Source organism: Methanoculleus sp. (assembly GCF_036677455.1).
Classification (GTDB): domain Archaea; phylum Halobacteriota; class Methanomicrobia; order Methanomicrobiales; family Methanoculleaceae; genus Methanoculleus.
Genome location: NZ_JAVBWL010000001.1, coordinates 1 through 26,460, shown reverse-complemented (window position 1 = coordinate 26,460; position 26,460 = coordinate 1). Strand labels below are relative to the sequence as shown.

Annotated in this window: 24 protein-coding genes and 1 pseudogene; 13 read left to right on the top strand and 12 right to left on the bottom strand. The window is 62.7% G+C overall.

Going from position 1 to position 26,460, the window contains the following annotated elements:
* Positions 1–94 precede the first annotated feature (94 nt).
* Together V6K60_RS00125 and V6K60_RS00120 are read left to right on the top strand one after the other, a co-directional pair.
* The gene (locus tag V6K60_RS00125) at positions 95–730 is read left to right on the top strand and encodes a VTT domain-containing protein (RefSeq protein ID WP_332448477.1); all 636 of its coding nucleotides are present in this window, start codon (positions 95–97) and stop codon (positions 728–730) included.
* 150 nt (positions 731–880) lie between these two features.
* The gene (locus tag V6K60_RS00120) at positions 881–1,813 is read left to right on the top strand and encodes a cache domain-containing protein (RefSeq protein ID WP_332448476.1); all 933 of its coding nucleotides are present in this window, start codon (positions 881–883) and stop codon (positions 1,811–1,813) included.
* 100 nt (positions 1,814–1,913) lie between these two features.
* Here the strand turns inward: V6K60_RS00120 and V6K60_RS00115 are convergent, their stop codons facing one another.
* The 3 genes from V6K60_RS00115 to V6K60_RS00105 form a co-directional block, all read right to left on the bottom strand.
* On the bottom strand, positions 1,914–2,225 hold the full coding sequence (locus V6K60_RS00115) for a hypothetical protein (protein WP_332448475.1): 312 nt from the start codon (positions 2,223–2,225) through the stop codon (positions 1,914–1,916).
* A gap of 254 nt (positions 2,226–2,479) precedes the next feature.
* Positions 2,480–3,985, bottom strand: a complete 1,506-nt coding sequence (locus V6K60_RS00110) for a glutamine synthetase family protein (RefSeq protein WP_332448474.1) — start codon at positions 3,983–3,985, stop codon at positions 2,480–2,482.
* 162 nt (positions 3,986–4,147) lie between these two features.
* Positions 4,148–5,245: a M28 family metallopeptidase gene (locus V6K60_RS00105; RefSeq protein ID WP_332448473.1), complete on the bottom strand. Its 1,098-nt coding sequence runs from the start codon at positions 5,243–5,245 to the stop codon at positions 4,148–4,150.
* 150 nt (positions 5,246–5,395) lie between these two features.
* Here V6K60_RS00105 and V6K60_RS00100 point away from each other — a divergent pair, with 150 nt between their 5' ends.
* On the top strand, positions 5,396–5,827 hold the full coding sequence (locus tag V6K60_RS00100; protein WP_332448472.1) for a DUF61 family protein: 432 nt from the start codon (positions 5,396–5,398) through the stop codon (positions 5,825–5,827).
* Positions 5,828–5,837: 10 nt separating this feature from the next.
* Here V6K60_RS00100 and V6K60_RS00095 read toward each other — a convergent pair whose 3' ends face one another.
* Positions 5,838–6,101, bottom strand: a complete 264-nt coding sequence (locus V6K60_RS00095) for a hypothetical protein (protein ID WP_332448471.1) — start codon at positions 6,099–6,101, stop codon at positions 5,838–5,840.
* A gap of 165 nt (positions 6,102–6,266) precedes the next feature.
* Positions 6,267–6,863 (bottom strand): hypothetical protein, encoded by a 597-nt coding sequence (locus V6K60_RS00090; RefSeq protein WP_332448470.1) that lies wholly within the window; start codon positions 6,861–6,863, stop codon positions 6,267–6,269.
* A 73-nt stretch (positions 6,864–6,936) separates the two neighbouring features.
* Here V6K60_RS00090 and V6K60_RS00085 point away from each other — a divergent pair, with 73 nt between their 5' ends.
* Positions 6,937–7,620, top strand: a complete 684-nt coding sequence (locus V6K60_RS00085) for a M48 family metallopeptidase (RefSeq protein WP_332448469.1) — start codon at positions 6,937–6,939, stop codon at positions 7,618–7,620.
* A gap of 10 nt (positions 7,621–7,630) precedes the next feature.
* Here V6K60_RS00085 and V6K60_RS00080 read toward each other — a convergent pair whose 3' ends face one another.
* The 6 genes from V6K60_RS00080 to V6K60_RS00055 form a co-directional block, all read right to left on the bottom strand.
* Positions 7,631–9,253, bottom strand: a complete 1,623-nt coding sequence (locus tag V6K60_RS00080) for a PAS domain-containing protein (RefSeq protein WP_332448468.1) — start codon at positions 9,251–9,253, stop codon at positions 7,631–7,633.
* Positions 9,254–9,461: 208 nt separating this feature from the next.
* Positions 9,462–10,136: a small multi-drug export protein gene (locus V6K60_RS00075; RefSeq protein ID WP_332448467.1), complete on the bottom strand. Its 675-nt coding sequence runs from the start codon at positions 10,134–10,136 to the stop codon at positions 9,462–9,464.
* Positions 10,137–10,184: 48 nt separating this feature from the next.
* A complete protein-coding gene (locus V6K60_RS00070; protein ID WP_332448466.1) occupies positions 10,185–10,628 on the bottom strand; it encodes an adenylyltransferase/cytidyltransferase family protein in 444 nt (147 codons plus the stop codon).
* Positions 10,625–10,996: a Mov34/MPN/PAD-1 family protein gene (locus V6K60_RS00065; RefSeq protein WP_332448465.1), complete on the bottom strand. Its 372-nt coding sequence runs from the start codon at positions 10,994–10,996 to the stop codon at positions 10,625–10,627. Before V6K60_RS00065 ends, V6K60_RS00070 begins: the two co-directional genes overlap by 4 nt.
* Before the next feature lie 107 nt (positions 10,997–11,103).
* Positions 11,104–12,090, bottom strand: coding sequence for a fasciclin domain-containing protein (locus tag V6K60_RS00060; RefSeq protein WP_332448464.1), 987 nt, complete (start codon positions 12,088–12,090; stop codon positions 11,104–11,106).
* Positions 12,091–12,325: 235 nt separating this feature from the next.
* The gene (locus tag V6K60_RS00055) at positions 12,326–13,750 is read right to left on the bottom strand and encodes a dihydropteroate synthase-like protein (protein ID WP_332448463.1); all 1,425 of its coding nucleotides are present in this window, start codon (positions 13,748–13,750) and stop codon (positions 12,326–12,328) included.
* Between the two features lie 42 nt (positions 13,751–13,792).
* Between V6K60_RS00055 and V6K60_RS00050 the strand changes: the two genes are divergently transcribed.
* The 8 genes from V6K60_RS00050 to V6K60_RS00015 all read left to right on the top strand — a co-directional run bounded on the left by V6K60_RS00050 (position 13,793) and on the right by V6K60_RS00015 (position 23,942).
* Positions 13,793–14,458, top strand: coding sequence for a PHP domain-containing protein (locus V6K60_RS00050; RefSeq protein ID WP_332448462.1), 666 nt, complete (start codon positions 13,793–13,795; stop codon positions 14,456–14,458).
* Positions 14,455–15,279 (top strand): tRNA pseudouridine(38-40) synthase TruA, encoded by an 825-nt coding sequence (gene truA, locus V6K60_RS00045; RefSeq protein ID WP_332448461.1) that lies wholly within the window; start codon positions 14,455–14,457, stop codon positions 15,277–15,279. The genes V6K60_RS00050 and truA overlap by 4 nt, the downstream gene beginning before the upstream one ends.
* 410 nt (positions 15,280–15,689) lie before the next feature.
* Positions 15,690–16,847 carry a glycosyltransferase family 2 protein gene (locus V6K60_RS00040; protein WP_332448460.1) on the top strand — a complete coding sequence of 386 codons (1,158 nt, stop codon included), beginning with the start codon at positions 15,690–15,692 and terminating at the stop codon, positions 16,845–16,847.
* Positions 16,848–16,884: 37 nt separating this feature from the next.
* Positions 16,885–17,964, top strand: a complete 1,080-nt coding sequence (gene wecB / locus V6K60_RS00035) for a non-hydrolyzing UDP-N-acetylglucosamine 2-epimerase (protein WP_332448459.1) — start codon at positions 16,885–16,887, stop codon at positions 17,962–17,964.
* A 15-nt stretch (positions 17,965–17,979) separates the two neighbouring features.
* Positions 17,980–19,356, top strand: a complete 1,377-nt coding sequence (locus V6K60_RS00030) for a nucleotide sugar dehydrogenase (protein ID WP_332448458.1) — start codon at positions 17,980–17,982, stop codon at positions 19,354–19,356.
* A 61-nt stretch (positions 19,357–19,417) separates the two neighbouring features.
* Entirely contained in the window at positions 19,418–20,626 is a 1,209-nt protein-coding gene (locus V6K60_RS00025) for a glycosyltransferase family 4 protein (protein WP_332448457.1), read from the top strand.
* Entirely contained in the window at positions 20,611–21,798 is a 1,188-nt protein-coding gene (locus V6K60_RS00020; RefSeq protein ID WP_332448456.1) for a prenyltransferase/squalene oxidase repeat-containing protein, read from the top strand. The genes V6K60_RS00025 and V6K60_RS00020 overlap by 16 nt, the downstream gene beginning before the upstream one ends.
* A complete protein-coding gene (locus tag V6K60_RS00015; protein ID WP_332448455.1) occupies positions 21,795–23,942 on the top strand; it encodes a bi-domain-containing oxidoreductase in 2,148 nt (715 codons plus the stop codon). The genes V6K60_RS00020 and V6K60_RS00015 overlap by 4 nt, the downstream gene beginning before the upstream one ends.
* Before the next feature lie 605 nt (positions 23,943–24,547).
* Here V6K60_RS00015 and V6K60_RS00010 read toward each other — a convergent pair.
* Positions 24,548–25,774, bottom strand: a complete 1,227-nt coding sequence (locus V6K60_RS00010; RefSeq protein ID WP_332448454.1) for an archaeosine biosynthesis radical SAM protein RaSEA — start codon at positions 25,772–25,774, stop codon at positions 24,548–24,550.
* Between the two features lie 406 nt (positions 25,775–26,180).
* On the opposite strand from V6K60_RS00010, the pseudogene V6K60_RS00005 reads away from it, so the two are divergent.
* Positions 26,181–26,460: pseudogene (locus V6K60_RS00005) on the top strand (phenylacetate--CoA ligase family protein); the annotation flags it as partial.

The window sequence follows — 26,460 nt, the reverse complement described above, 5'->3', positions numbered from 1 at the left end:
GAAGGGCCGTCAGCGACCTGGAGATAGCCGCGGTCAGGGTCGGGTCATACCGGCGCAACAGGTATTATCAGGCACCGGTGCAAAACAGGGGTAGATGTTTGAACAGCTAGGGAATCTCATCGATATCATCATACACTTCGATGACTTCCTGCCGCTCGTTATCGAGGAGTACGGGGCATACGTCTACATCTTCCTCTTCCTCATCATCTTCCTCGAGACGGGGCTGGTCGTCACCCCTTACCTCCCTGGAGATTCGCTCCTGTTCCTTGCAGGCGCAATCGCCGCACAGGGCGGCCTCAGCCTCCTCCCCGTCCTCGTGCTCCTGATAGTGGCGGCGATTGCGGGGGACACGCTGAACTACTGGATCGGGAAAGGATTCGGCTCCCGATTCCTCTCACGGGGAATCCCGTTCATCAGGCCGCACCATATCAAGAAGACCGAAGCCTACTTCGAGAAATACGGCGGGAAAACCATCGTGATAGCCCGGTTTGCCCCCTTCGTCCGGACCCTGGCGCCGTTCCTCGCGGGGACCGGGAAGATGGACTACTCCAGGTTTATCCTGTTCAACGCGACCGGAGGGGTGCTGTGGGTCACGAGCTTCATCTTCGCGGGCTACCTCTTCGGGAACATCCCCCTCGTTGCCGAGCACTTCAATATTGTCATCTTCGCGATCATAGCGGTCTCCCTGGTCGGCGTGGCCTCCATGCTCCTCGATGCCAGACGGATCTGAGACCGGGATCTTTCTCTATCCCGGGCCCCTGGCAGATCTCCGGAGTGCACGGGAGCCCGTGAAGGCGCCTCCGGATTCAGAGATCGCTACGTTCCACCATCTCAATACTATTCGGCGTCTTTTTCAGGATCCATGCCATACCAAAAAAGTATGAAGCGGTACCATCTCATCAGCGTGGCCTGCCTTCTCGCAACTCTTGCGGTCCTCGCGGCCGGGTGCAGCAGCCCCGGCGTGCAGGAGGCCGCCGAGGAGAACGCGACCACCGAGGACCTCGCCGCCTTCGTCCGGGAAGCGGCCGCCTACGCGAAGACCGCCGGGAAGGACACGGCCCTCGCCGAGTTCGGGAACCTCTCCGGCCGGTTCTCGCAGGGGGACCTCTACGTGTATGCTTACGACTACAACGGGACGCTCCTCGCCCACCCCTATAAGCAAGAGCTGGTCGGGACCGACCGGGGCAACTGGACCGACGTCCGGGGGCTGCCGGTGATCCGCATAGGTGCCGCGACGGCGGCGAACGGCGGGGGGTTCATCGCCTACCTCTACCCTGCGCCGGAGAACGGTTCCATCGATGAGTCGGCAGGGGAGTCGTATCTCCCGAAGCTCGGTTACGTCGCCCCGGTCGATGAGGGCTGGTGGATCGGGTCAGGCGTGTACCTCTCCGATACCGACGGGACCGGCCGGGAAGCCTACCCGGAGGCCGTATCGGCGATGGTCGACCTCGTCGAACGCGGCGCCGCCTACGGCCGCGATCATGAGGAGGCGACGGCGTTTGCCGAGATCTCGAACCAGACCGGGACGCTCGTCGACCCGGCGGGGCACTACCTCTACGCCTACGACTACAATGGGACGCTCCTCGCCCACCCCTACCTGCAGGCTGCGATAGGGAGCAACCTGATCGACAGGCGCGACCCCTTCGGGATGGAGAACATCCGGGCGCTCAGGGACACCGCACGTGACGGAGGAGGGTTCATCGTCTTCGTCTGGCCGAACCCCGACCACGAAAACCGGGAAGAAATGAAGATCGGCTACGTCCTCCCGGTCGATGAGACCTGGTGGGTCGGGTCGGGGGTTTACCTGAGCTAGATCACCGGGGAAAAACCCTGAAAACTCCTTTTCCTTCACCGAAGATATAGGTGCGGCCGTTAACAATAGGCACTCACGTCACGGCCCGGTCCAGAAAAAGTCAGGGGGCCGGTGCGGCCTCCACGGCCGCCTCTTCCTCCATCGCTTCGCTGTCCCAGACCATGGGGCTCTTCATCTCGGTCATGATCACCCGTGAGCCGGGGGGAACCCGGATCGCGTCACCGATGTCCTCGGGAGCCCCCGCCCAGACGACCTGGTGCTTGACATCCCCGTCGGGCAGCAGCACCACAACGCTGTAGGTGTTCATGCCCTCCTCAGGGACGCCCTCCTCCTCGCCGGGGGTGATACGGTAGCACGTAAACGTGACCGGCCCTGACTCTCCTGCCATGCTCTCTTCTGCTCCACCTTTCATGCACTTACCTCCATCACCGGACGTGCGTGGCTCCACGAGGTCTTCAGGGCCGCCTCTTGCCTTCAGAGGCATTCTCCCTTCTCCTTCGGGAGCCCGGCGCCACGCCGGAGAGCCACCTCCTCTGGACCCCCGGGTAATAATACCTTGCCCCTCCCGCGGAGGAGGCGGTGGGGATGAGGCACACCCGGACCGAGATTCAGCGCCGTGCGCTGCCGGCCGTTGAAAAAAGTATCACCGGGCGGAGAAGCCGCCCCTCACGCTACGTGGATGAACTCTTCGACCAGTTCCCGGATCGCGTCGTTGTTGCCGTAGAGTTTCTCGCTCAATCCCCGGTCGTTGAAGGTTTTCAGGGTAGAGATCCTGCTCTCAATCATCCCCGCCGGGAAGATCCCGTCCGCTTCAAAGATCGCTCGCTTGACCTCGAGCGCTTCAGCGGACTCGACACACGAGGCAGGGAGCTGCCTGAACGTGGCAAGCCGTTCCCTGAACTCGGGCCGGAAGATGTTCCCGCTGACGTAGAGCTGCTCGGCCATCTCGAGCGCGCCGGGCATCTCGATCCCGCGGAGCGACGCCACGACAAGACCGGCAACGGTCAGGTAGGGATTGGCCGACCCATCGGCGACCCGGTACTCGAAGGTCTGCTTGGAGGGGCGTTCTCCCGCGCAGGAGCCCTCGCAGGGGTTGGCGTCACGGGTCATGTTCCCGGCACCGATCCAGCCGAGGGGGACGCGGACAACGACCGATCGGTTGCGGTCGCCCCAGCAGACCGTCGTCGGCGCCTCCTGGTGGGGGACAAGCCGGAGATAGGAGGTCGGGATGGTGTTCCCGAACGCCGTCAGGGCGTCGGAGGCGTCGAGGATGCCGGCGATCATCTTCCGGGCCATCGGGCTCAGTTTGCCGTCCTCGACCAGCAGGTTCCTGTCGTCCTTCTCGACGAGCATGTGGAAGTGCATCCCGCTCCCGGCCTTGCCGACGGTGATCTTCGGGGCGAAACTGATCTCGACGCCGTACTGGTTGCCGAGCATCCGCAGGACCCACTTGGCGAGGATCACCTGCTCGACCGCCTGCTCGACCGGCATCGGCAGGAACTCGATCTCGTGCTGCTCGTAGTAGGTGTCGTCGGAAAAGAAGCACCCGACCTCCGAGTGGCCGTACTTGATCCGGCCGCCGGCACGGGCGATGAGGCGCATCGCCTCGTCCCGCAGGTCCGCGAACTTGACGAACGGTTCTGCCGAGTGGTAGCCCTTCTGGTCGCGGCCGGGGAAGAGGTCGTCTGGCGGGCTGATGACGTAGTACTCGAGCTCCCCGAGAGTCTTGAAGATGCACCCGGTCCGGCGGGTGAACTCCGCGTCCGCTTTGCGGAGCACGTACTCCGGCGAGCTCTCGAGCGGCTTCCCATCGTTATCGTAGAACGAACAGAGGAGTTCGAGCGTCGGCACCTCGGTAAAGGGGTTCATATACGCCGTCCGGTAGCGGGGTATCACATAGAGGTCGCTGCTCCCGGCCTCGATGAACGAGAAGAGGTTGCTGCCGTCGACGCGTTCGCCGTCCGAGAGGATGGTGTCGAGGTGCTCCCGTGAGGATATGACAAAGTTAAGAGTCTTGAGCTTGCCGTCCTCGGCGGCGTAGCGGAAATTGACCATCTCAATCCTGTTCTCCTCGCAGAACCGGATGATGTCTTCTTTGGTAAATTCAGCCGGATCCTTCTTGAGAAAACGGACCAGATCGCTTGGGTTCATCAGGATCTCAGAATCTCTCATATTTTTTTAACGTTGGCTTCGACCGTATAAAAGCGTGCTCTCCGCTCCGCATCCGGCGAGAGAGAGGGATCCGGCCCGGGACTGCAGGAGGGGCTTTCTCCGGTCTCAGGCATGGGGATCGGACCCGGTTACTCTGCGGGATAGCGAGCAGGGCGAGATGGTCTATCCGTCCTTCCCTGCGCGATAGATAACGACGCCGTTTGGTGACCCGACCGGGGCACCGGGATCATCGGCCAACCCGGACAGAACTCCCGAACGGTTCCAGAGTATCGGCAACAGGGGGTCATCGGCGATCGGGGCCTTCGGGATGGTGGGGCCTTCTCCATCGTCCCGGAGACCGGCCACCTCCGCGAGCACCGAGAGGCCGAGCCGGGCGTTCCTTGCGGCATACGGAAACGAGACCTGGTCGACGGTGTCGTTCGGGGTGTGGGCCGGACCGTGCTCCTCGCAATGGGTCATCACGGCCGGGTAGCCCTGGTCCCGGAAGGAGACGTGATCCGACTCACAGGTATGGTTGTTCATGGTCAGGGTGAAGTTCGTGGCGTAGAGGACGTTATGATCCACCATGAGTGCCGCGAAATCTGCTGAGTTCTCATCAGAGATGATGTCGAGGACGGAACGGTTCTGAGGGTCGTAGCAGGCTGAGTCAAAGTTGAGGTAGAGCACGACCGGGGCATCCGTCATGTTCCCGGCATAGTCGGCACTGCCGTACCCCCCGTCCTCTTCAGCGTTCCAGAACGCGAACCGGACCGTTCGGTCAAACGAGTGCCTGCTCATCACTTCCGCGAGTTCCAGGACGATCGCGACACCGCACCCGTTATCGGTAGCCCCGGGCGCATGAACGTGGTCCGACGACCTGCTGTCGTAGTGCGCCCCCACCATGACAACCTCATCTGAGGTGCTGTTCTTCCCCGGGAGCGTGGCGATGACGTTCCTGAGGTCCTCACCCTGGAACTCCACCTCGAGGCCGGGGATCTCCTCAAGCCTCATAGCGAGGTAATCGCCCGCCTCCTGGTTCCCATCGGAGCCGAAGACCCGGGTCGAGAGGTTCTGCAGGTCGTATGTCGTCTCGTGGAGGTCGGGTTCGTTGACCTCCGTGAGCATTGCGGCGATGGCGGGGTTGTGCTCCCTGGCAGCGCCTGCCGGAGCGGCCACGAGGAGGACGGTTATGCCAGCAAGCAGCAGGGCGCAGAAGAGCGTCCTCCGGAGCCGGCAGGCATGTTGTCGGGTCTGCCTGCGGCACGCTGAATCACGTTTCATCAAGATCACTGGGAAGACGCCGAATTTGGAGTAGAGTGAGATATACTTTTCCAGGGGTGGTGAGGGGGATCCGGACCACAGGGCCAGGTATATATCGCATGCCGGAGACTGATCTCAGGACCCTACCGGGGATCACCACCGGAGTGCACCATGCCCGACCGACCATCAGCAGGCGACGAGTCGACCCTCTTGCGGTGGATGCGGCTTGAGATCGGCAAGATCAACGACGGGGTTGTTGCGGAGCGAAAGCGCCTCTCCCTGCTCCTCTCCGAAGAGCACCCCTCAGCCGTCACGAAGGGTGGAGCCCGGTACGACTTTGACCGGGGCGTCCTCCTCCGGCTGGAGCAGGCCCTCCCCGTTGGGCTGCAGAGGCGACTCCGGCTTCCGATCCTCTTCTACTTCGACTCCACGGTCCCGGACAGCTTCTTCATCGCGGACGAGGCTGCGGTGCAGGCCCTCCAGGCTCTCAAGGAGATCAGCCGGCTCCGGAGGATGCAGGGCGGAAGGCTCTGGATGGCAAAACCCCTCGTCTACGCCATCAGGAACAGGTACCCGACGGCCGTGCAGATCGTGATGGGGTAAAGAGGGGGCCTCACATCAAAAATAGGAGGGGTTTCTCCCCGGCATCAACCGGGGTGCTCAGCCGGATCGCCGGCGGGTGGCCGGCGATGGGGTATACGGCAGCCGAGGTGCTCCATGACCCATACTCCACGTGCCGGGCCTCACCCACCGGTGAGACCGGAGACGGCCGCTCCTCTGTTCCGACGACGATGCAGGCCAGTAGCCCGCCAATGATCATGACCTGAATGGCAACGATCAGTGCTGTGGCCATCTTCTGCTGATGGATCTCGATCACCTCGCAGACCGGTAACCGGGATCGCATATAATATTTGCGAATAATATCCTATTGAGTAGTATATTGTGTTATATATCTTAGGCGAAACGGCGACGGCCGCCCGCCCGGCACCCCGGATCGCATGCCGGAGGCTCCGGAGGTGCCCTGGAAGGCCGCATTCCGCCCTCAGTCGGGACCGTGCTCCGTCCCGAAGGCTCGCCGGACCCGGTCAAGTACCGGGCGGGAGACCTCATCCAGCTGCCCATCAAAGTAGTCCACCCACTCCGCGACGACCACGAGGTCCCTCTGGTGCTTATCGAGCCGCTCCTCCAGGCGGTTGACGGTCTCCCGGTGACGGTCGGCCTCTTTCCTCCGCTCTTCCTGCACCCGTTCGAGCTCTGCCGCCATCTGCGCAATCCTGCGTTCCTGTCGGGCCAGCGTCTCCTGCATGACGCGGAGGTCGAGCACCACCTCGGGCGGGAGAGGGACGCCGGTCCTCTCGACCTCAGGCGCGGGCTCCTCCGGTGCAGCCGCCTTCCTGCCGGATTTGACCTCCGTGGTGACCTCTTCGGGGGTGAGGCCCTTCCTGGAGAGGTCCATGAGTTCCTGGACAATCTTGACGGTCTTCTGCGGGAAGAGGCGGACCGGGCCGATGGTCCGGTAGGTGAAGAGGCTGTCGTAGGTCTGGATGAGTCTCCGGACGTCCTGCTCGGAGAGCCCGGTGAGGTGTGCGATATCGCCGATCTTGAGTTCCTTCTCGCTCATGATGCTGCCCCTAACCATACGTTTGTCGTCATCAGGTATAGGAGCGTGCCGGATCGTGTGGTTTTTCCCGCCGCCGCCCGAGTACTGGTACATGGACCGGGGAGGGGTGAGAAGAGTCCCGGCCGGCACGACCGTCGTCCGGAAGGCGGTAAGGTCGGCCCGCCTCCAGGTGCGGCCCGATGGGACCCTGCGGGTGGTTGCCCCGCCGTCGTTTGACGTCGCAGGGTTCCTGCAGCGCAACACGGCCTGGATCGAGGAGCGGCGCGTGGAACTCGACCGGCTGGCTGCCGAAGGGCGCGGAAGGGAAAACCTGCTCCTCCTGCACGGGCGGTTTTACCGCCTGGTTCCGGGCACCCGGTTTACGGTCGACGATACACGCGGCGTTGTCGCCTGCCCGCCCGGCACTGCTCTCCGGAGCAGCCTCACCAGGATGCTGAGGGAGGAGGTCTCAGACCGCCTGAAAGCCTGCCCGGACCTTGCCGGGCAGGGACCGGTAAAGATCGCGGTGAGACTGCAGAGGACCCGGTGGGGCAGTTGCTCGACGCTCGGCAACATCAACATCAACCTGCGCGTCATAGCCCTCCCCGGCCCCCTGCGGGAGTACATCGTCGTCCACGAGGCGGCCCACCTCCGCGAGCACAACCACTCAAAGAAGTTCTGGCTCCTTGTCAGCGGCCAATACCCTGAATACCGGGCCGCGGAGGCCGAGCTGCGGCGCTACTGGGTCATCCTCGAACGAAACCGGGTCTGGGGTTCGATCGGCGCTACGGATTGAGGAGGAAGTATCAGGAGTACTTCCGCCAGAACATGGAGAGTTTCCTCGACTCGGCCCACCGTTCGTCGAGTTGATCGATGATACCGTTGATCCGCTGCACCTGTTGCCGGATCTTCTCCGTCGTCGCGGGATCGTCGATCAGTTCGGCGCGCCCCATGATCGCCTGGAGCGGGTTCCGGATATGGTCGGCGAGGAGGGCGAACTGCTCCATGTTCCGCTCGACCTGGTTGTAGGCCTTTGACTTCAGGTCTTCAACCTCCCTCTGGGCGGTGATGTCCCGGGCGACGGTGATGATCCGCCCGACCTCGCCGTGCTCAAAGATCGGGATCAGCATCTCCCGCAGGACGACGATACCGTCAGCGTGCCTGAGGGACCGCTCCGATGTCAGTGGCCGCCCGGTTCGTATGACCCGCTCATACTGCTGCCTCGCGGTGGGTGGGAGAAACGGCAGGGCGGCAAAGAGGTTCTTTCCTACGACATCCGTCGGGAGGCCGAGCTCTTCGCACCAGGCGACGAAGGCGTCGTTTGCGAGGAGGAGGGTGAGATCGGTATCGACGACGGTGACGGTATCGGTGATGGCATCGAGGACAACCTGGTAGAGGTCCTCCGACTCCCGAAAGGCGTACTCGGACTGCTTCCGGTCGAGTGCGCTCGCGATGACGTGAACGGCAGCAGAGAGGAGTACGACATCCTCCTCCGCAAACCCGGGCCCGCCGGTGTCCCGGTCAAACTCGACGAACCCGACGATCGCCCCATGCAGGCGGAGCGGGATCATCACCGTCGCACCAACGCCGTGCCGCTGCTTCAGGAACTCGCGTTCCTCCCTGCGCAATCGTCCTCCCCCGGACGCAACGTCCACGAGAATGGTCTCGCCCTCAAGGATCCGGGCGACCCACCAGGGGAGGTCCTGCGCAAAGAGGGTCTGGAACTCCCCCCGCCGGGACCCCCGCTCCGGCCGGCACCACTCGTGTGTTGCGCCAAGGAGGGTCCGGGCTTCGTTGAAGAGGGAGAGAGAGGCCCTGGATGCCCCGCACGCGCGGCCGAGGTCCTCAAGCGAGGTCTCGATGGCCGGATCGATCACTGCGGGGTCCACAAAGCGTGCCGGCATCGCTGCTACGGCCCGAGCGAGACTACGGTGGCGGCCGAGCGCATCCTCGCTCCCCCGCTGTGCGGTGACGTCGATGCAGGAGACAAGAAGCAAGAGATCGGTGGCATCGGGGCCGGAGACGGTGCTGACCGAGACCCGGGTGTCAAAGCGTGACGAGTCGCTTCGCCGGGCAGAGAGCGTCCCGTCCCACCGCCCGGTGGAGAGAGCGCAGCCGACGGGGTCCGGTCCCTCGTCTCCGGAGAGCCAGAGGAGGTCTACAGGTTCTCCGATCATCTCCTGCAGGTTGTACCCCCACATGGCAAGCAGTGAAGCATTGGCGAAGACGATACGTCCCTCTCGATCGGCGATGCAGGTCCCGGATAACGAAGCCTCAACCGCCTGCCGCAGCACCGCGGCAGGAATCTCCGGGCCGGCAGCCCGGGTCACTCCGAGGGCAGCGTTCGCCCACTCTCGATAGCCTCGATCGCCACCGTGCTGCCCCGGACATTCGTCACCGAGTGAACTGTTCGCCACATGTCGAACCATGCGCCTATCATCCCGGACCAGCAGAACGGAGTGTTCCCTGCCGTTCCGGAGGGCCGCATGCTGCCGCTCTCCGGGTTCTGGCCCGATGATTACTTCACCTTATCGTATATTATATTTTTCATTTTTACATACGCCGGATCCGGCGCTCGGGAGACCAACCATCCGGGATGCCAACTGCGATACGAGATCGCAGGAAGCATCCCCGGGCTCAGGCGTTCATCTCATGTCTCTGCCGGTAACTCCGGTAGGTCACCAGGAGCGCGGATCCTATCAGGAGGAAGACAACAAGTGAGACCCAGATCCCGGCCCCTGGCGGGATGAGGTCCACGACGTAATCGATACCAAGAGCGATGGCAAAACTGCCGATGATGCCGCCGATGGTGATGCAGGTGAGGACCTCGGTCTTCGTCATCCCGAGCATCCTCCCAACGATGGAGCCGACGAGACTCCCCGACCCGTCGAACGGGAGGCTCACGAAGGCGATGAGACCGAGGAAGTAAAGCCGCTCAAGCCACGGCCGCCGGTCCAGGAACGTCCTGCCCGCCTCCATGAACCGGCGGATCCAGGGCCCGGCGTAGGGGATGCGCAGGACCAGCGGGAAGTTCCAGGCCATGAAGAGCCCGCCGGCAAAGTCCAGGAACGCCAGGGAGAGCGCGACCAGCCACCAGGGGAGCCCGAGAAGGATGCCGACCGGGATGATCGTCTCCCGGCCGAGCGGCGGGACGACGTAGGCGACCATCATCCCGACGAGCAGGAGCCACTGCTCCGCCGGAAGGAGGAACCAGACGGCGACAAGGAAGGCCCCGCAGAGCAGGAAAGGGGCCGAGACCTTCAGCCAGCTCGTCCGGTCGTCAGCGTCGCCCCATGCATCGGTCTGCCACATGAACCGCCGTCACCTGCGGGCGGGTGCCCGCGCTCCCCTCCCGGTCCGTCACTCCCCATCGCCGGTGGGGCGGGGGAAAGCCCGGGTTTTCAAGATGCACTCGATGATCCTCGATGAACTGGCAAGCGGGCCGGAATAGCCGGGTATCCGGACGACATCCGCGTCGAGTCCACGGTCCCGGAGTCTCTGCCGGAGGTTCTCCTCATTGAAGTGCTGGTTAAACCCGAGCGTGATGATATCGGGTTGGAGTTCCTCGATCGGCCGGAACATATCGTGGAGGTCACCGAGGACGGCATGGTCGACCGGCCGTAATGCCCGGACCATCCGGAGCCGCTGATCCTCCGGGAGGATCGGCCGCGGCTTATGCTTCACGTTTGCGTCCCGCGCCACGATCACGGAGAGTTCGTCGCCGAGTCTCCGTGACTCTTCAAGGTAGTAGAGGTGCCCGGGGTGGAGGATATCAAACGTCCCCGTTGCGACCACGCGGGTCACTCGACCACCTCGAGATGGGTCATGCGACCGTCCGCCCGGTAGCACCGCCAGTCCCTCGCCGTGTAGGGATACCCAACGATGATGTGGTACCGGCCTACCGTGGGGAAGAACCGAAGATCCGCCGAGGACGGCGAGAGGACGCCGTTCGGGTGACTATGGGCGCTGCCGGCCTGATGGGTATCCAGCGGGAGCATATCGATGAAGAACGAGGCGCTCTCCTCCCCGACGATCGTCCCGGGTACCAGGTCGAGGTCCCGGATGATGCCGTCCTGTTCCCGCAGCACGGCAACGAACTCGTCCGGATAGTGCTCCTTGCCGAGTTCGAGGAGCATCGCAAGCAGATCCCTGCTGATCCCGCGTATGGCCATTCTCCTGAATAGTAGGAGATGAGGGGACATAAGCCCTCGCGTTCGGCATGCATGCCGGCCGCACGCACCGGCCCACCGGGGGTCAGGAAGGGAAAAAGTGGGGGTGCTCAGGGGATGACCCTTCCTTCCGGCGGGGCCTCCGGGGTTATGTTCTCAACAGGGGTCACATTTTCCACCGGAGTCACGTTCTCAACCGGGGTGATGTTCTCCGTCGGTGTCGGCGTCACGTTCTCTGCCGGGATGAGACCCTCCGGAACGAGAACCGTATCAATGATGTGGACGATGCCGTTCTCGGCGACAGCGTCGGCAGTGACGATTGGGGCGTTCTCTATCGTGAGATTGCCGTCGACCGCAGTGACGTTGATCGTGTCCCCGGTAAGCGTATCAAGCGTTGTCATATTCCCGGTGGTATTTGCTGCCGCCACCAGGTCTTCGACGGTATAATTCCCCTCCACGATGTGATGCATGAGCAGGGCGTCAAGCATCTCCGTGTCGTTGAAGATCGCCGTAAGGGTCTCGTTGCCAAGAGCCTCAAACGCGGCGTCTCCCGGGGCAAAGACCGTATACGGGCCGCCGCCGCTGGTGAGCACCATCTTCGCGATCCCCGCTCTCTCCAGGGCGTCCGCAAAGGTGGTCAGGTTCGCTTCGCCAGCGATCAGGTCGACCAGCGTCATATTCAACGGTTCCTCACCCGGCGTCATGTTCCCGGTCGGCGTCGGGGTTACGTTCGCGCCCGGCTCGACCATCATTCCCTCCGGGACGACGATGACGACGCCCTGCATGGGCGTCCGCTGCGTCGAGGCGTTGAGCGTACAGCCGTAGGGGTAGGTCCCTGCATCGGTGAACGTATAGTCGAACGTCTCATTCTCCTCTATCGGCCCGGAGTCGAAGCCCCCGCCCGTACTGGTGACGGTATGGCTCACCGGGTCGTAGTTCGTCCAGGTTACCGTTGTATTGCCCTCGATCGTGAGTGAGGCGGGGACATACGACCCGTCGCGAATCTCGACATCGGCGGTCGCCGCGAAAGCCGGCAGAGCAACGAGGCAGATAGCCAGGACCGTCGCGAGCCCGAGTATGGTTGGATTCCTTCTCATGCAGTTTCACCACGTTTATAGACCATGGCAGGGAGAGAGGCCGGCACCCCGGGCACCTGACCTCCGGTGGCTCAGGGTACCGGAGGCGCTCGCCCGGACAGCTCGACACTGCTCGCCGCTGTCATGGGGCGGTAAATAACAATGAAATTATATAAATATTATTATATTTGGGAGATCCTGGACACCCGGCCCGGTCCTGTCCCCTCTAACATAGAGATCGACGGGGTTCGCCCGCTCAGAATGGTCCGTCCTGCTCGAAACTCCTCTTCAACCGGATGGCAATCTCGGCCTTGAAGAGCTCTTTCCCCAGGTAGGCGGCATGGTCGAGCCGGGAGAGGCTCCCGTTTGAGAGCAGGGTATAAAAGACGTCTTCCCAGTTCCTCCCCCGCACAGCGCGGCCCCGGTGGACCGCGACGATGTACTCCCCCTCGACGCCGATGCGGACGCAACCGAGCGGGTCGTAGACGATCTCGTCCGGTGCGGGGGGTGCGTCCACGATTACATCATACGCGAGCGGTGGTTCGCGCCGTCGCCGCTTCTCCTTCAGAACCAGGAGGTCGATCCCCAGGTCCTTGGGGTAGGGGCGGTCGGTCATCAGGGCCATCATCTCGCATGCCCGCCGCATCTCCGCGACTGAACCCCGGGTCTTGTCGCTGTGCTCGCTCGTGAAGATGACGGCGGCCCCGACCTCGTGCGCCATCCCTGCGAGCAGCGCGTTGGCCCCGGGGGAATCGGCGTCGAGCAACTCCACGACGTTGCCCGCTCCGAAGAAGAGCGGACGCGGGGCTTCATGGAACCCGGCAAGCGACCCGGTCAGCCCGGAGCCCACCGGCTGGAGGAGGGGGTCGGCGATCAGGCGGCAGATCCCGGCGCTCCTGGCCGCCGCAAGGTTCTCCTGGATCGTCCGCTCGCGCGGCACCACGACCGCGGCCGCCCCGGCCGCCGCGACCGCCTCCCCGACGGCCGGGATGTTCCCCTCGTGCAGGGAGAGGACCAGGTCGGCGCGGGAGAGCGCCGCCGCGATGAGGGAGGGGTCCTGCGTATCGACCGCCAGGGCCCCTTCGACCCCGGAAAGAGCCGAGAAGCACCGCACGACGTCATCGGGGGTCGCGTCGAACCCGAACCCCAGGTCCACGATGTCGGCCCCACCGGCAAAGAACCGCCGGACGTCGGCGAGGAGATCCTCGCGCTTGTGCGCGTCCATGATCTCTGCAAGCACCTTCATCCTGGAACCCCCGCCGATCTTCGTGGACCGGATGGTGAAGTCGGCGTCTGCCTCCGTCTCCCGGAGCGAGACCCGCCGGCAGGCCTCTTCGCGGCGTGTCTCCGCGAGGAACTCGTCGGCTGGGACGGTCCTTGAGAGCGGTACGCGATCGAGCACGGAAAGAACCAGCGGGAGATCGGCCGCATGCCGCGGGCCGCGGTAGACCGGGACGCCGGTCTCGCGTTCGACGTCCGAAAAGGACGCAGTGCACATCCCGGAGACGAGCGCCATATCGTATTTTCCGGTGGCAAGCAGCCTCCGGAGGGCGTCGGGGGCAAGGAACGACGCGACATCCCCGGTGACCGCCACGTCTATCTCGTAGCGGTCACGGAATCGCCGGGCTGCCGCCTTCACGATTGCAACCGTTGCCGATCCGGTCGGGAGAAGAATGCGCATACACTTCACTTATTATTCAGCGATGCCAAATAATTTGATCTCATGCTGCGGTGCGATCTGCATGTCCATACCAGGTATTCCCGGGACGGGGAGAGCAGTGTGGAGGATATCCTCCGGCGAGCGGAGGCGGTGGGTCTTGATGCCGTCGCGATCACCGATCACGACACGGTGGAAGGCGCCCGCTACGCCCTGCAGTGCGAAACATCCGTGACCGTGATCCCCGGAACCGAGATATCGACGAGACAGGGCCACCTGCTCGCCCTCGGGGTCACGGAGCCCCTGCCGGCAGGGCTCGACTTCCACGAGACCATCGCCCTGGCCCGGGCCCGTGGCGCTCTCCTGATCCTTCCCCACCCCTACCATCGCTGGCGCCACGGTGTCGGGAGGAGACTCGCGGCCGGTGTCGGGGCAGTGGATGCGGTGGAAGTCTTCAACAGCCGCTACATAACCGGGTCGGCAAACCGGAAGGCCGCGGTCATGGCACGGAGGCTGGGGAAGCCCGGCGTTGCCGGGAGTGACGCCCATAACGCCCGGTACGTCGGGTTCGGGGTCACCTACGTCGCGGCCGAACCTGACGTGGCCTCCATCCTCTCCGCGATCCGGGAGGGACGGACGATGGCAGGGGGGAAGATGACGCCGCTGCACACCTACACCCGCCAGTCCATCAAGGGGGCTCTCCGCAAGATACGGCGAACGGTAGAGCGATGAACCTGGCGTTCCGTTTCTCCTACTTCGGGGACCGCTTCTTCGGCTCACAGGTGCAACCGGGGCTTCGCACCGTGGAGGGGGAGTTCATCGCGGCCTGCAGGCGCCTCGAACTCTTCGACGACTGGCGGGAGGCGAAGTTTGCCACCGCCGGCCGCACCGATCGCGGGGTGCATGCCCGTAACCAGGTCTGCTCGTTCCTGACCGATAAACCGGAGCGGGCGGTCGCGGCATTGAACCAGGTGCTTCCGGCCGAGATATGGTGTACGGCGTGGGCGGGGGCGCCGGACGGGTTTCACCCACGCTACAGCGCGGTATCGAGGACGTATCGTTACTACTTCTTCCCCGACCCCGGCGACACCGCCGCCATGCACGCTGCAGCACAGGAGTTCGTCGGGCGACACGACTTCTCGGCGTTCGCCCGTGCCACCGACCGGGACCCGGAGCGGAGGATCATTGAGGCACAGGTCTTTGATGACGGTCCGTTCGTCGTCTTCGAAGTGACAGGGGAGAGTTTCCTCTGGAACATGGTCCGGTGCATGGCGAGTGCACTCGAACGGGTGGGGAAAGGCAAGGCCGAGGCCGGGGAGATCGCCCGGCTCCTTACGGATTCCACGGGGCGGAGGGTCCCTGCGGCTCCACCCGAGGGTCTGATCCTCTGGGATATCGGCTATGCGATCTCGTTTATACCGCTCCCAATCGGCGAGAAGAGTCGCCGGTACCTTGCCGACCGCCACCGCCACCACACCCTTATGGCAGAGGTCTCCGCACGCCTTATCCCGGAAGGCCCGGGACCGGATCATCGGGGATATAAAAGTTCCTGATACGACAGATCAGGTGCATGGATCTTCGGGAAACGGACCCTTCCCGATATCGCTACCCAGAAAGGATCCAGTCGCAGGCGATGGATCTTTCAATAGAGGTGCGGCAGGCAAAATTGAGGTTTCCGGCCATCATTCGGGACGGCTATTTTTAAACGTTGCGGATAGCGGTGACCGATGGTAACGGATCCCGGTGGAATCGCGGCGTGGATACAATCCATCCCGTACTACAATGCGATGTGCAATGCTCTTCTTCGGGCCGAAATGCTTAACTAGAAGTATCAAGTTCCAGGGGAACCTCAGTCAATAAAATATATTTTACTTATTCCATTTGTCAAACTATTTTGATTAACAATAACCTATTAATATGTGCCCGCACAGTCCCGCTTCAGTACGTCAAGAGGGGAAAGTGGATGTATGACAAGGATCCGATTCGGGCGAGGCCACCCGCTCACCAGGAGGGGTGGTTCGCCGAAGAAACGACTGTGCCATTGCCACAGTACATCGATATCGAGAGAGAGAGGTGGATAAAACAACATGTACCCCGGAGTATCGGCGAGGAGAACTCGATAGATATCCCCGCCTTCCGTTGCGAGGTTCAGGAACAGATCAACCCGTTGAGGACGCCTGCCGGCCCGGGATACCGGCGAATAGCGGCGGGTGAGACCGCCGATGCTGCCGTCGTCTCGCCCCGCCGGCCGGGCAGGATGAGGACGCTTGCGGCGATCCCCTGTTTCAACGAGGAGGTCGCCATCGGTTCGGTCGTCCTGATGGCCCGGCAGTATGCCGACGAGGTTCTGGTCGTAGATGACGGGTGCACGGACAACACCGTGAAGGTCGCCAGGGATGCCGGAGCGACCGTCATCTCGCACGGTGCCCGGATGGGGAAAGGGCGGGGGATCAAGAACGCCCTCCGCTACGCAGTCGATCACAACTACGACTGCCTGGTCTTCATGGACGGAGACGGCCAGCACAACGCCGGGGAGATACCGCTCCTGACCGAGCCGATCCTCATGGATACCGCCGATCTCGTCATTGGCTTTCGGACCTTCGACCAGATGCCCTTCTACCGGAGGTTCGGACGGGCGGTGCTCGATCTCGCCTCCAGCAACGGCAGTTCGATCACCGACTCGCAGTGCGGATTCCGCGCCCTGAACAGGAAGTCAATGGAGTCGATGCTTGATACGTTGCGTAAGGATGACTTCTCGACCGAGTCCGAGATGCTCCGGATCGCTCAGGAGAAATACCTGCGTGTCGGGGAGACGCCGATCAACTGCAGATACGGCGACCTTGACACATCCACGAAAAACCCCGTATCTCACGGAATAGAGGTCCTCGGGTCGATATTCTGGCTCGTGGTGGAGAGAAGACCTCTCCTGCACATCGGCCTCCCGGGGCTTGCCGCGATGCTCGCCGGCATCTATCTCCTGCTCCAGTCCATTCAGGGATTCAACGAAACCGGTCTGGTCCAGATCGAGCATGGTATGCTCGCATCGCTCCTCCTGATTCCGGGGGCCGTCGCACTCGTGCTTGGCCTGGCACTCGCCCTCATGGCAAGGGTGCGGGAGTGACCGGGATGAGAGATAGAACAGAGAGGAGAGGTGGAGAATGATCGGAATAGTACTCGGCACGCGGCCAGAGATCATCAAGATGTCTCCCGTTATCCGGGAGTGTGAACGGAGGGGTCTTGACTACTATATCATCCATACGGGACAGCACTACTCGTACGAGATGGACCGGGTCTTCTTCGAGGAACTGGACCTGCCGGACCCGGACTACAGCCTCGATGTAGGTTCCGGGACCCATGCCGGTCAGACGGCGAAGATCATGACCGGTGTCGAGGATATTCTGGCAAAAGAGCCCCCTGAGATTGTCCTGGTGCAGGGGGACACGAACACCGTCATGGCCGGGGCCCTCGCGGCATCGAAACTCCACGTGCGGGTAGGGCACATCGAGGCGGGCCTCCGGAGTTTCAACCGCCAGATGCCCGAGGAGATCAACCGGGTGCTGACCGACCATATATCCGATTACCTCTTTGCCCCAACAGAGAGGAGCCGGGAGAACCTCCTCACGGAGGGCATTTCCGATCGGAGGATCTGTGTGACCGGTAACACCGTCGTTGATGCTGTCTACCAGAATCTCGACATATCGAGAAGAAAGGTGAACGTCTTAAAAGACCTCGATCTCGAGCCTCAGGAGTACTTCCTCGTCACCGCCCACCGTCAGGAGAACGTGGACAACCGCGCAAGGCTCAAGGAGATCCTGAAAGGGCTTGCCGGGGTGCAGAAGGAGTTCTCCCTGCCGGTCGTCTTCCCGGTCCACCCGCGAACCGAGAAACGGATCAAGGAGCTGGGCATCGGGGTCGACGGGCTGAACCTCACCAAACCGTTCGGGTTCTTAGAATTCCTGCAACTCGAGGCTCAGGCCAAACTCGTGCTGACCGATTCTGGCGGCGTCCAGGAGGAGACCTGTGTTCTCGGTGTACCCTGTGCTACGATGCGCTACGACACGGAGCGGCCCGAGACACTGGATGTTGGATCGAACATCCTGGTCGGTACCGACTCGGGAAAGATCCTTGAGGGGGTCCGCTCCGCAACCACGTCTCCGCGGGGCTGGGAGAACCCTTATGGAGACGGTATCGCCGGAAAGATGATTGTCATGGTCTGTGCAGCTGCACGGCCACAATAACCAAACGGGGTCTATATGATGAAGATCTGTGTACTGGGATTAGGATATATAGGATTACCGACCGCGCTACTCTTCGCGGCTCATGGGGTGAACGTTGTGGGCGTCGACGTGAAGCAGAGCGTGGTAGATTGCCTGAACCACGGGAATCTCCCGTTCAGTGAACCCGGGATTGAAAGCCTGTACGGCGAGGCGAAAGACCGATTTTTCGCCAGAACCGAGCCGGAGGCTGCGGATGTCTTCCTGATAGCCGTGCCGACGCCCCTGGATCCGGCGACGAAGGTCTCCGACCTCTCATATGTCAAGAACGCAGCCGAGATGATCGCTCCCCATCTCCGCGAGGGAAACCTGATCATCCTCGAATCGACCGTCCCGCCCGGAACAAGCGAGCGGGTCGTCATTCCAAGGCTTGAGAAGAGCGGCGTTGCGGCCGGAGAGTTCCTGTACGCCCACTGTCCTGAGCGGGCAATCCCCGGGCGGACCCTGCAGGAGATGGCGGGCAACTGCCGCATCATCGGCGGGTACGACCGGGACTCCACTGACCGGGCGACCGCAGTCTATCAGACCTTCGTCCGGGGGCAGATCTACCAGACCGACACGCGTACGGCGGAGTTCGTCAAGTTGATGGAGAACACCTGCCGCGACGTGAACATCGCGCTCGCGAACGAGTTTGCCCAGCTTGCGGAGGAGTGCGGGATCAACGTCTGGGAGGCCATCACCCTCGCAAACAAGCATCCCCGGGTCACTGTCCTCAACCCCGGCCCGGGTGTCGGAGGGCACTGTATCGCCATCGACCCCTGGTTCCTGACCGAGAACTCGACCCGGTGCAGGATGGTCGCAACAGCTCGGGAGGTCAACGATTCCATGCCGAACTACGTGCTGCACATCGCCCGCAGCATGCTTGCCGGCATCAGAAACCCGACGATCTGCATCTTCGGCGTTGCCTACAAGGGCAACATCGGCGATACCCGGGAGAGCCCGGCGTTCAAGTTCATCCAGCTCGCCGAGAACGAAGGGTATACCGTCAGGTGCCACGACCCGCACGTGAAAGAGTTTCCGCACTCGCTCATGGACGCGACGGATGCGGTGGCCGGGAGCGACTGCCTCATCATCCTTACTGATCATGACTGCTTCCGCACGATCGATCCGGCAGGTCTCCGGATGAGAACGAAACTTGTCATAGACGCTCGTAACATCCTCGACCACGAGAAATGGACCGATCAGGGCTTTGCCGTCAGGGTGCTTGGTGACGGGTCACCGATCCAGCCGGTGCCACTGGCCGGGCTCATGGCCCCGGCAGGCCTGTATCCTGCAGATGCCACGCGACCGGTTGCACCTTCATCATCGCCTTCGTTCTCCCTGCTCTCTCCAAACGGACGGGGGGGCTACCTCTAACCCCGGCGAGGAGACCACAGCCGATCTCCGGCAGCCACGTTCAGACACACCGAGGAGTTCCATGAAACAGGTATGCATCGTATCACAACACTTTCCACCTGAGAAATCAGGTAATGCATCACGCATCTATGACACCGCCGTACACCTCGCAAAACTGGGCATAGATGTCACCGTCCTTGCACCGCACCCCACCTTTCCCAACGGCTCGTTTCCCCGCACCTGGAAGCGGGCAGACGTGCAGGAGGTCGACGGTGTCCGGGTTGTGCACCTCTGGACCTGGCAGCCGAGATCCGGGAACCCCGGGTTTGTAAGCAGGATGGCCTACTACCTCACCTTCCCCATCCACGCGGCGTTCTGGCTCTTCTTCGCCCGAAACCGGTTCGATGCGATCATCACATCGTCACCGCCTCTCTTCACCGGGATCCCAGGGTACGTTCTGAAGCGGACAACGCAGGTGACCTGGATCCTCGATATCCGCGACCTCTGGATCGACGCATCGATCAGCCTCGGGTTCCTCCGGGAGGGGAGCCTCTACGAGAGGATGAGCCGGAGGTTCGAGCAGATGTGTCTTTCGCGGGCCGACCTCGTCGGCGTCACGACCGAAGAGCTCGGGCGGCGGATCTCGTCGCGCTATACGGTCACGGCTCCCATGACGTTGATGCCCAACGGCGTCAACACCGACGTTTTCCGCCCTGCAGACGGCGGAAAGGAACGGCGGATCATCTATGCCGGCAACGTCGGGCACGCCCAGGACCTCGACAAGGTGGCCCTTGCCGTCAAGTCGATGAACGGTACCTACAACCTGAAGTTCCTCATCGTCGGCGATGGCGACACAAGAGAGTACCTTGAGCAGCTTGTGCAATCAGAGAGCCTGACCGGCTCGGTCATCTTTACGGGCATCCTGCCGCGTGAAGAGATCCCACGGCTCATCTCCGAATCGTTGATAGGAGTGGCGCCCTTAAAGCAGCTCGAGAACCTCAAGTACGCCGCCCCCACCAAGGCCTACGAGTACATGGCATGCGGGATACCTTTCATCGGCTGTGGAAGCGGCGAGATCGCCCATCTTGCAGACCGGTCGGGCGCCGGGGTCATCGCCGAGAACACACCGGAGGCGATCGCCGCAGCACTCGCTTCACTCCTGGACGACCCGGGGAGGATGGAAGAGATGGGTCGCCGGGGCCGGGAGTACGTTGCGGAGCACTATGACCGGCGGTCGGTCGCCCTGAAGTTGAAGCAGTATATCGAGAGGATGGCATGGACGGGCGCCTGAGGTCGCTCCTTGCCCGGGTGACCGGGGAGGTCAGGGAACTTGCCGTCGTCGAGGGTGAGACCGCGTATCTCCGCGACCCGGTCTTCCCGGTTGTCCGGAACCGCGTCCACGCTGAGGTTGTGAAGGCGATGCTCCGGCAGGGCGGCGACCCGCTCGTGGGCCCGATCCTGAACTATGTCGCGGCCTGCCAGAACCCGGACGGGTCCTACAACGAGGTCCACGTCAACTACAACGAGCCCTCGGCCCTGATCACTGCCTTTGTCGGCGACGCTCTCCTGGAGGCCACGGACCGGTATCCGCACGAGGAGGCCCTCCGAAAGGCCCGGGACTTCGTCATCGCCGCCGAGATGCGCCCGGGATACTTCTTGAAGTCCTCGGGGTATACCGCCGATCACCTGAACGTCGACGCCTCCTGCGGGGCGTTCCTTGCCCGGTATGCGGAGCGGTACGACGATGGGGAGGCGCGTGCAGCCGCCATGAGGGCGGCTGAGAACGTCGTCCGCCACCAGAGGGACGGCGTCTACCCCTACGCCGTCGATAAAGGGACCTACCCGTACGTCTTCGACCTTCCCTGCGTGCACTACCAGGGGGTGACGACCTACTACCTCGCAAAGATAAACGAGGTGCTCGGTGATGAGAGGGTCGAGAAAAGCCTCGCGGAGGGGGCCCGATGGCTCGCGGCAGCCCAGTGTCCCGACGGGCGGTTCGACTGGTCGGGAAGCGGGCTCTCCTTCGCCTACTACCTCTCCGGCGCCTACGCGTTTGCCCTCGCGTCGTTCGTCTACGCATCCCGGACGGACGACCGCTACCGGGAGCACGCCGACCTCTGCCTCGACCGGCTGGAGCAGGGCGTCCAGGGGCTCGCCCCCCGGTGGGAACCGGGCCCCTGGATCGGTCTCGTCCCGGCCGTCGTCACGACGGCGAAGACGGCAACACTCGGGAACTACCCGCTCAAGCACCGGGCGTTCCGGTTCGGCTACGGCATGTACCGGCAGATCGCCCGCAGACAGTATGCAGAGACCGCGGAGACACAATCGTTTGAACTCCTCTGTCGGCTGCTGGGGGTCCGGTCGTCGACCGTGGAGCCGTCGAAGAACTTTCCTGATCTCTTCATGACGTCAGAGATACTCGATTGCCTCAGCCAATCAGGGATATGGGGGAACCACACGTGAAACAGGTACTACTCGACCTTCAATCAGGGTCCATCCAGGTGGAGAACGTCCCCGTTCCCACCACAACAAGGGGGGCCGTCGTCCAGAACGCCTACTCCCTCATCAGCGCCGGCACGGAGTCGTCGTTGATCAACCTCGCACAGCAGTCGCTCGTCGGCAAGGCAAAAGCACGCCCCGACGACGTGAAGAAAGTCCTCCAGAAGATCGGCACGGACGGTCCTCTACCGGCCTACCAGCAGGCGATGGGCCGCCTCTCCAAACCGGAGCCGCTCGGCTACAGCTGCGCCGGGACCGTGGTCTCGACCGGGGCCGACGACTTCGAGGTCGGCGACCGTGTCGCCTGCGGCGGGGCCGGGCACGCGGTGCATGCCGAGTACGTCTCGGTCCCGAGGAACCTCTGCGTCAAGATCCCCGACGGCGTCAGTTTCCAGGAGGCGGCCTTCACGACCGTCGGGTCGATCGCAATGCACGGGGTCCGCAACGCTAGGGTCACGGTGGGCGAGAGCGTCGCGGTGATCGGGCTCGGGCTGATCGGCCTCCTCTCGGTGCAGGTCCTCAAGGCCGCGGGGTGCCGGGTCATCGGGATCGATATCGACCGGGAGAAACTTGCGCTCGCAGAAAGCCTTGGCGCCGACATCGTCTCGAACTACGACGGCCTCGCCGAGCGGGTGAAAGCCTTCTCGCCGTTCGGGGCGGATGCGGTCATCATCACCGCGGCCACCCGGTCGAGCGCCCCCATCGAGGCCGCCGGCCGCCTGGTCAGGAGCCAGGGGAGGGTCGTGGTCGTCGGGAACGTGGGGATGGACGTGCCCCGGGACGTCTTCTACGAGAAGGAGGCGGAGGTCGTCGTCTCGCGGTCTTACGGCCCGGGGCGCTACGACCGGAACTACGAGGAGAAGGGGGTCGATTACCCGATATACGTCCGGTGGACGGAACGGCGGAACATGGAGGCGTTCTTGGAACTGGTGCGGCAGAAGCGGATCGACCTCAACCCTCTGATCACGCACACCTTCCCGCTCGAAGCCGCGCCGGAAGCCTACAACCTCATCAACACGGGAAAAGAGCGGTTCATCGGGGTTCTCCTGGAGTACAGCCCGAACGGTGCGGGCGCTGCCGGGACCGTCACCCACCTCCCGGAACCGGCGGCACGGCGGCGAGCGGTCCCGGCCGGGGCCCGGACGCTCGGGTGCATCGGTGCCGGGGTTCACGCCCTCTCCGCCCTCTACCCGAACCTCCCGGGCCTCCCGGTGAACCTCGCGGGGCTCGCGACCGCGACTGGGCTCTCGGCGCAGACGGTCGCGAAGAAGTACGGGTTCTCCTACTGCACCACCGACTACCGCAAGATCCTCGAGGACCCCGAGATCGACGCGGTGATGATCACGACGAGAAACGATCTCCACGCGCCCATGGCGATCGAGGCGCTGCACGCTGGAAAGGACGTCTTCGTGGAGAAACCGCTCGCCACCGATATCGACGGGCTCCGGAGGGTCGTCGCGGCCCAGAACGAGACCGGGCACCGGGTGCGGGTCGGGTTCAACCGGCGCCACTCCCCGCTTGCGCTGCGGATGAAGGCGTTCTTCGGGAACCGAAGTACGCCTGCGGTCCTGCACTACCGAGTCAACGCCGGGCAGATCCCTCCCGAGCACTGGGTGCATGACGACGAACAGGGCGGTGGCATGCTGATCTCGGAGTGCTGCCACTTCATCGACTTCATGCAGTACATCACCGGGGCGCGACCGGTCCAGGTCTACGCCCGGGCCATCGAGCCGACCGGGAACCTTCAGAAGTATGACAACTTCCAGGCCACCCTGACCTTCGACGACGGGTCGCTCGGCACCGTCACCTACACGACGCTCGGCGACCGCTCCTACTCAAAGGAGATGGTCGAGGTCTTCTGCGGCAACGCGGTCGGGCGGATCACCGACTTCCGCGACCTTGAGCTCCGGCGGGACGGGAAGGTTTCCCGGGAGAGGCGGTGGCTCGCCCAGGAGAAGGGGTTTGCTGAGGAACTCCAGGCGTTCGTGAAGGGCGAAGAACCGGATCTCGTCGGCAACGTCGCAACGACGCTTGCGACGTTTGCGGCCTGGGAGTCGATCGATACCGGGGTACCACGGGAGATCGACCTCGGTCGGGTCGGGCTTTAACACTCTTCCTTATTTTCGATCTCTGGTTGGCCGGGGGCCGGCAATTATCTGTACACTTACGGAAGCCGCGAAGGCCGGTGGTTGCTCGCGCAGCCCCCACTCGAAGACCTTCCGGTCTTCTCAAGATCCGCTCCTTCGGAGCATCGCAATTCGCCCCTCCGGTGCTCGAACTCCCTCCCCTGCGGGGAAGTCGTTCCCCGCCCCGAGGGGCGGGGGCAGTGCGTGATGATAACCAGTGGGAAGCCGTGCACGGTTCTTCTCTAGAGTCTTCTCCGTGCTTCCGGCAAGAGGCCGCTAACAACGCAGATGGTACACGTTTTGTAAACGGTGTGGGAATTGCAGGAGGAACTGCGAAAGGGCTCGCAAAGTAAGTGGTTGCAGATACCCATCTTCACGTTCTTCCCGAGGAGCACCTGACGGGGCTTCATCCGTGACCGTGCCACCGGAAAGGTGTGCCGCGCTGGAGATGAACCTGACCTGGATGCAATGGCTTCCGGCAAGCCTGAGAAGAGAACGGCGAATAAAACTATACGGGAACCGGCCGGGGATCGCACCCCGCCGGCTCCCACCGGGTTCACAATGGAGGTTTGATCGGCAGGGGGCGCCTAAATCGTGGATACCCTTGTCTGCCGGAGGTAGGCAAGCTGTTCGCGGATCCTCTCCGGAATCGTGCGGGAGTCCTCTGCCAGAACAGCCTCCTTCCATCCCTCGCCGCGGCACGAGCAGTCCAGTCCCTCGAACTCCGCCACGTCGAAGTGGCAGTTGTAGCGCTCGATCGCCCTGGTGACTTCGGCATCGCACTTCCCGCAGTTCCGGGCCCAGTCGAGGGACTCGACCGAGTAGTTCCAGGGGCTGACGTAAACGTGGGCACGATCCCCGAACCGCTCCTGGCACCGCTGCAGGAGGTCGACGAGGCTCCAGAGCCACGGCGGGCGGTAGAGGTTGTTCTTCCAGAGTTCATGCACGACGGTCCTCTTCTCGACCGTCATCACCTCGAGGTCGACGTAGTCTATCCCACGGGATACGCAGTACTCTATGGTCCGCAGGATATCGTTGATCCCCTCCGCCTCGGTGAGGAACGGTGGTTTCACAAGCAGGAGCGGCTTTGTCAGCACGCCCATGCCCCGCATCCTCGAATGGAAGTGATCGAAATTGCTTGCCGAGAACCCCTTGTTGATGCAGAGGTTCATCACCTGAGTGTCTGCGGACTCAAACCCGAACGCCACCTCGAGCTGCCGTCCGTTCAGGGCCTTCTTCATCTTCTGCACGTGCTCGTCCGGCGAGTAATCGATCCTCGATTCGACGACCACCTTCTTGATGTTCGGGTAACCGTCGATGTACGAGCAGATCTTCTCGATAGCGGCAACCGGCATCTCACGCTCGTTAAAGATGTTCCCGTCGTTATATATCGAGACGATCGGATAATCCCCCAGATCGACGGCGTTCATGACGTGCTCAAACTGTGCAACATACTCCGCAGCCGAGATCTCCCGGCCCCGGGAGGTCGCGCAATAGAATCCGCACATGGTGCACCCCCCGGTCTTCTCGACCCACTCGCAGCCCGTGGAACGGAGGAAGACGATCAGCCGCCTTGTGGGCTGATCGTCAAGGTAGCCTACCCGCTCCTCCCAGCCGATGGGAACGGTGAAATCGAGGTCTTCCGGGGCGCCGCCATTCTGCCTGCGCAGCCCACCGGCCAGAGCACGTATCTCGTCCAGGACGTCATCTTCCGCTGGAAGACCCGTGAAGATCTCCGCATTGCTACCGCTATCAGGTACCGCTTTATCCAGAATAATAATCTCCCCCCTACCCGGGCGTGCACCGCCATACACGAAGGTGCAGGGCCCGGGCGACTGTCGCCTTACCTTATCAAGACATACCCCTGATAGGCGTTTGCATATTTATAGTTTTTCCAAATCCTTTCTTCAACGGTTTGTGTTTGGCAAACGGCATCGTCGGACAGGGAATACCGGAAAACAGACTCTTCTGCCGAAAGAAGAGAGATCTGAACCTTCACGATATCTTTCGGGAGGACTATCCGCGCGTTTAAGCGACCCTGATCTCAAATGGGACTCGTGCCAGCATGCCAATTTATATATACGTGGTTTGAGGGTATACTCTCCCAACGAACCGGGGACGTTCACGGTCGGGGGCACCGACCATGGCAGATTGACCGGAACCACTGAAACGCAGGAGAAAAATGAGAACGCTGTGCGGGTACGTATGATAGAAGAGTTCATGAGAAGGGGAGAAAATACCGCGATACGCCAGGGAGAGAGGGTCTGCGGCCGGGAATCGTTCACAGCAAAGGCCATCGGGCTCCTCCCCTCCTATAACGTCTATAAAAAGACCTACGCCCTCCTCCAGCGGTCCCGGCGGTGGAGCCGGGAGGAACTCGCGGCTTACCAGATGGAGGCGCTCTCGCGCCTCCTCGACCACGCCTACGAGAACGTCCCCTACTACCGCCGGGTCTTCGACGAACGCGGGCTTGTACCCGGGGATATCGCAACCCTCAGCG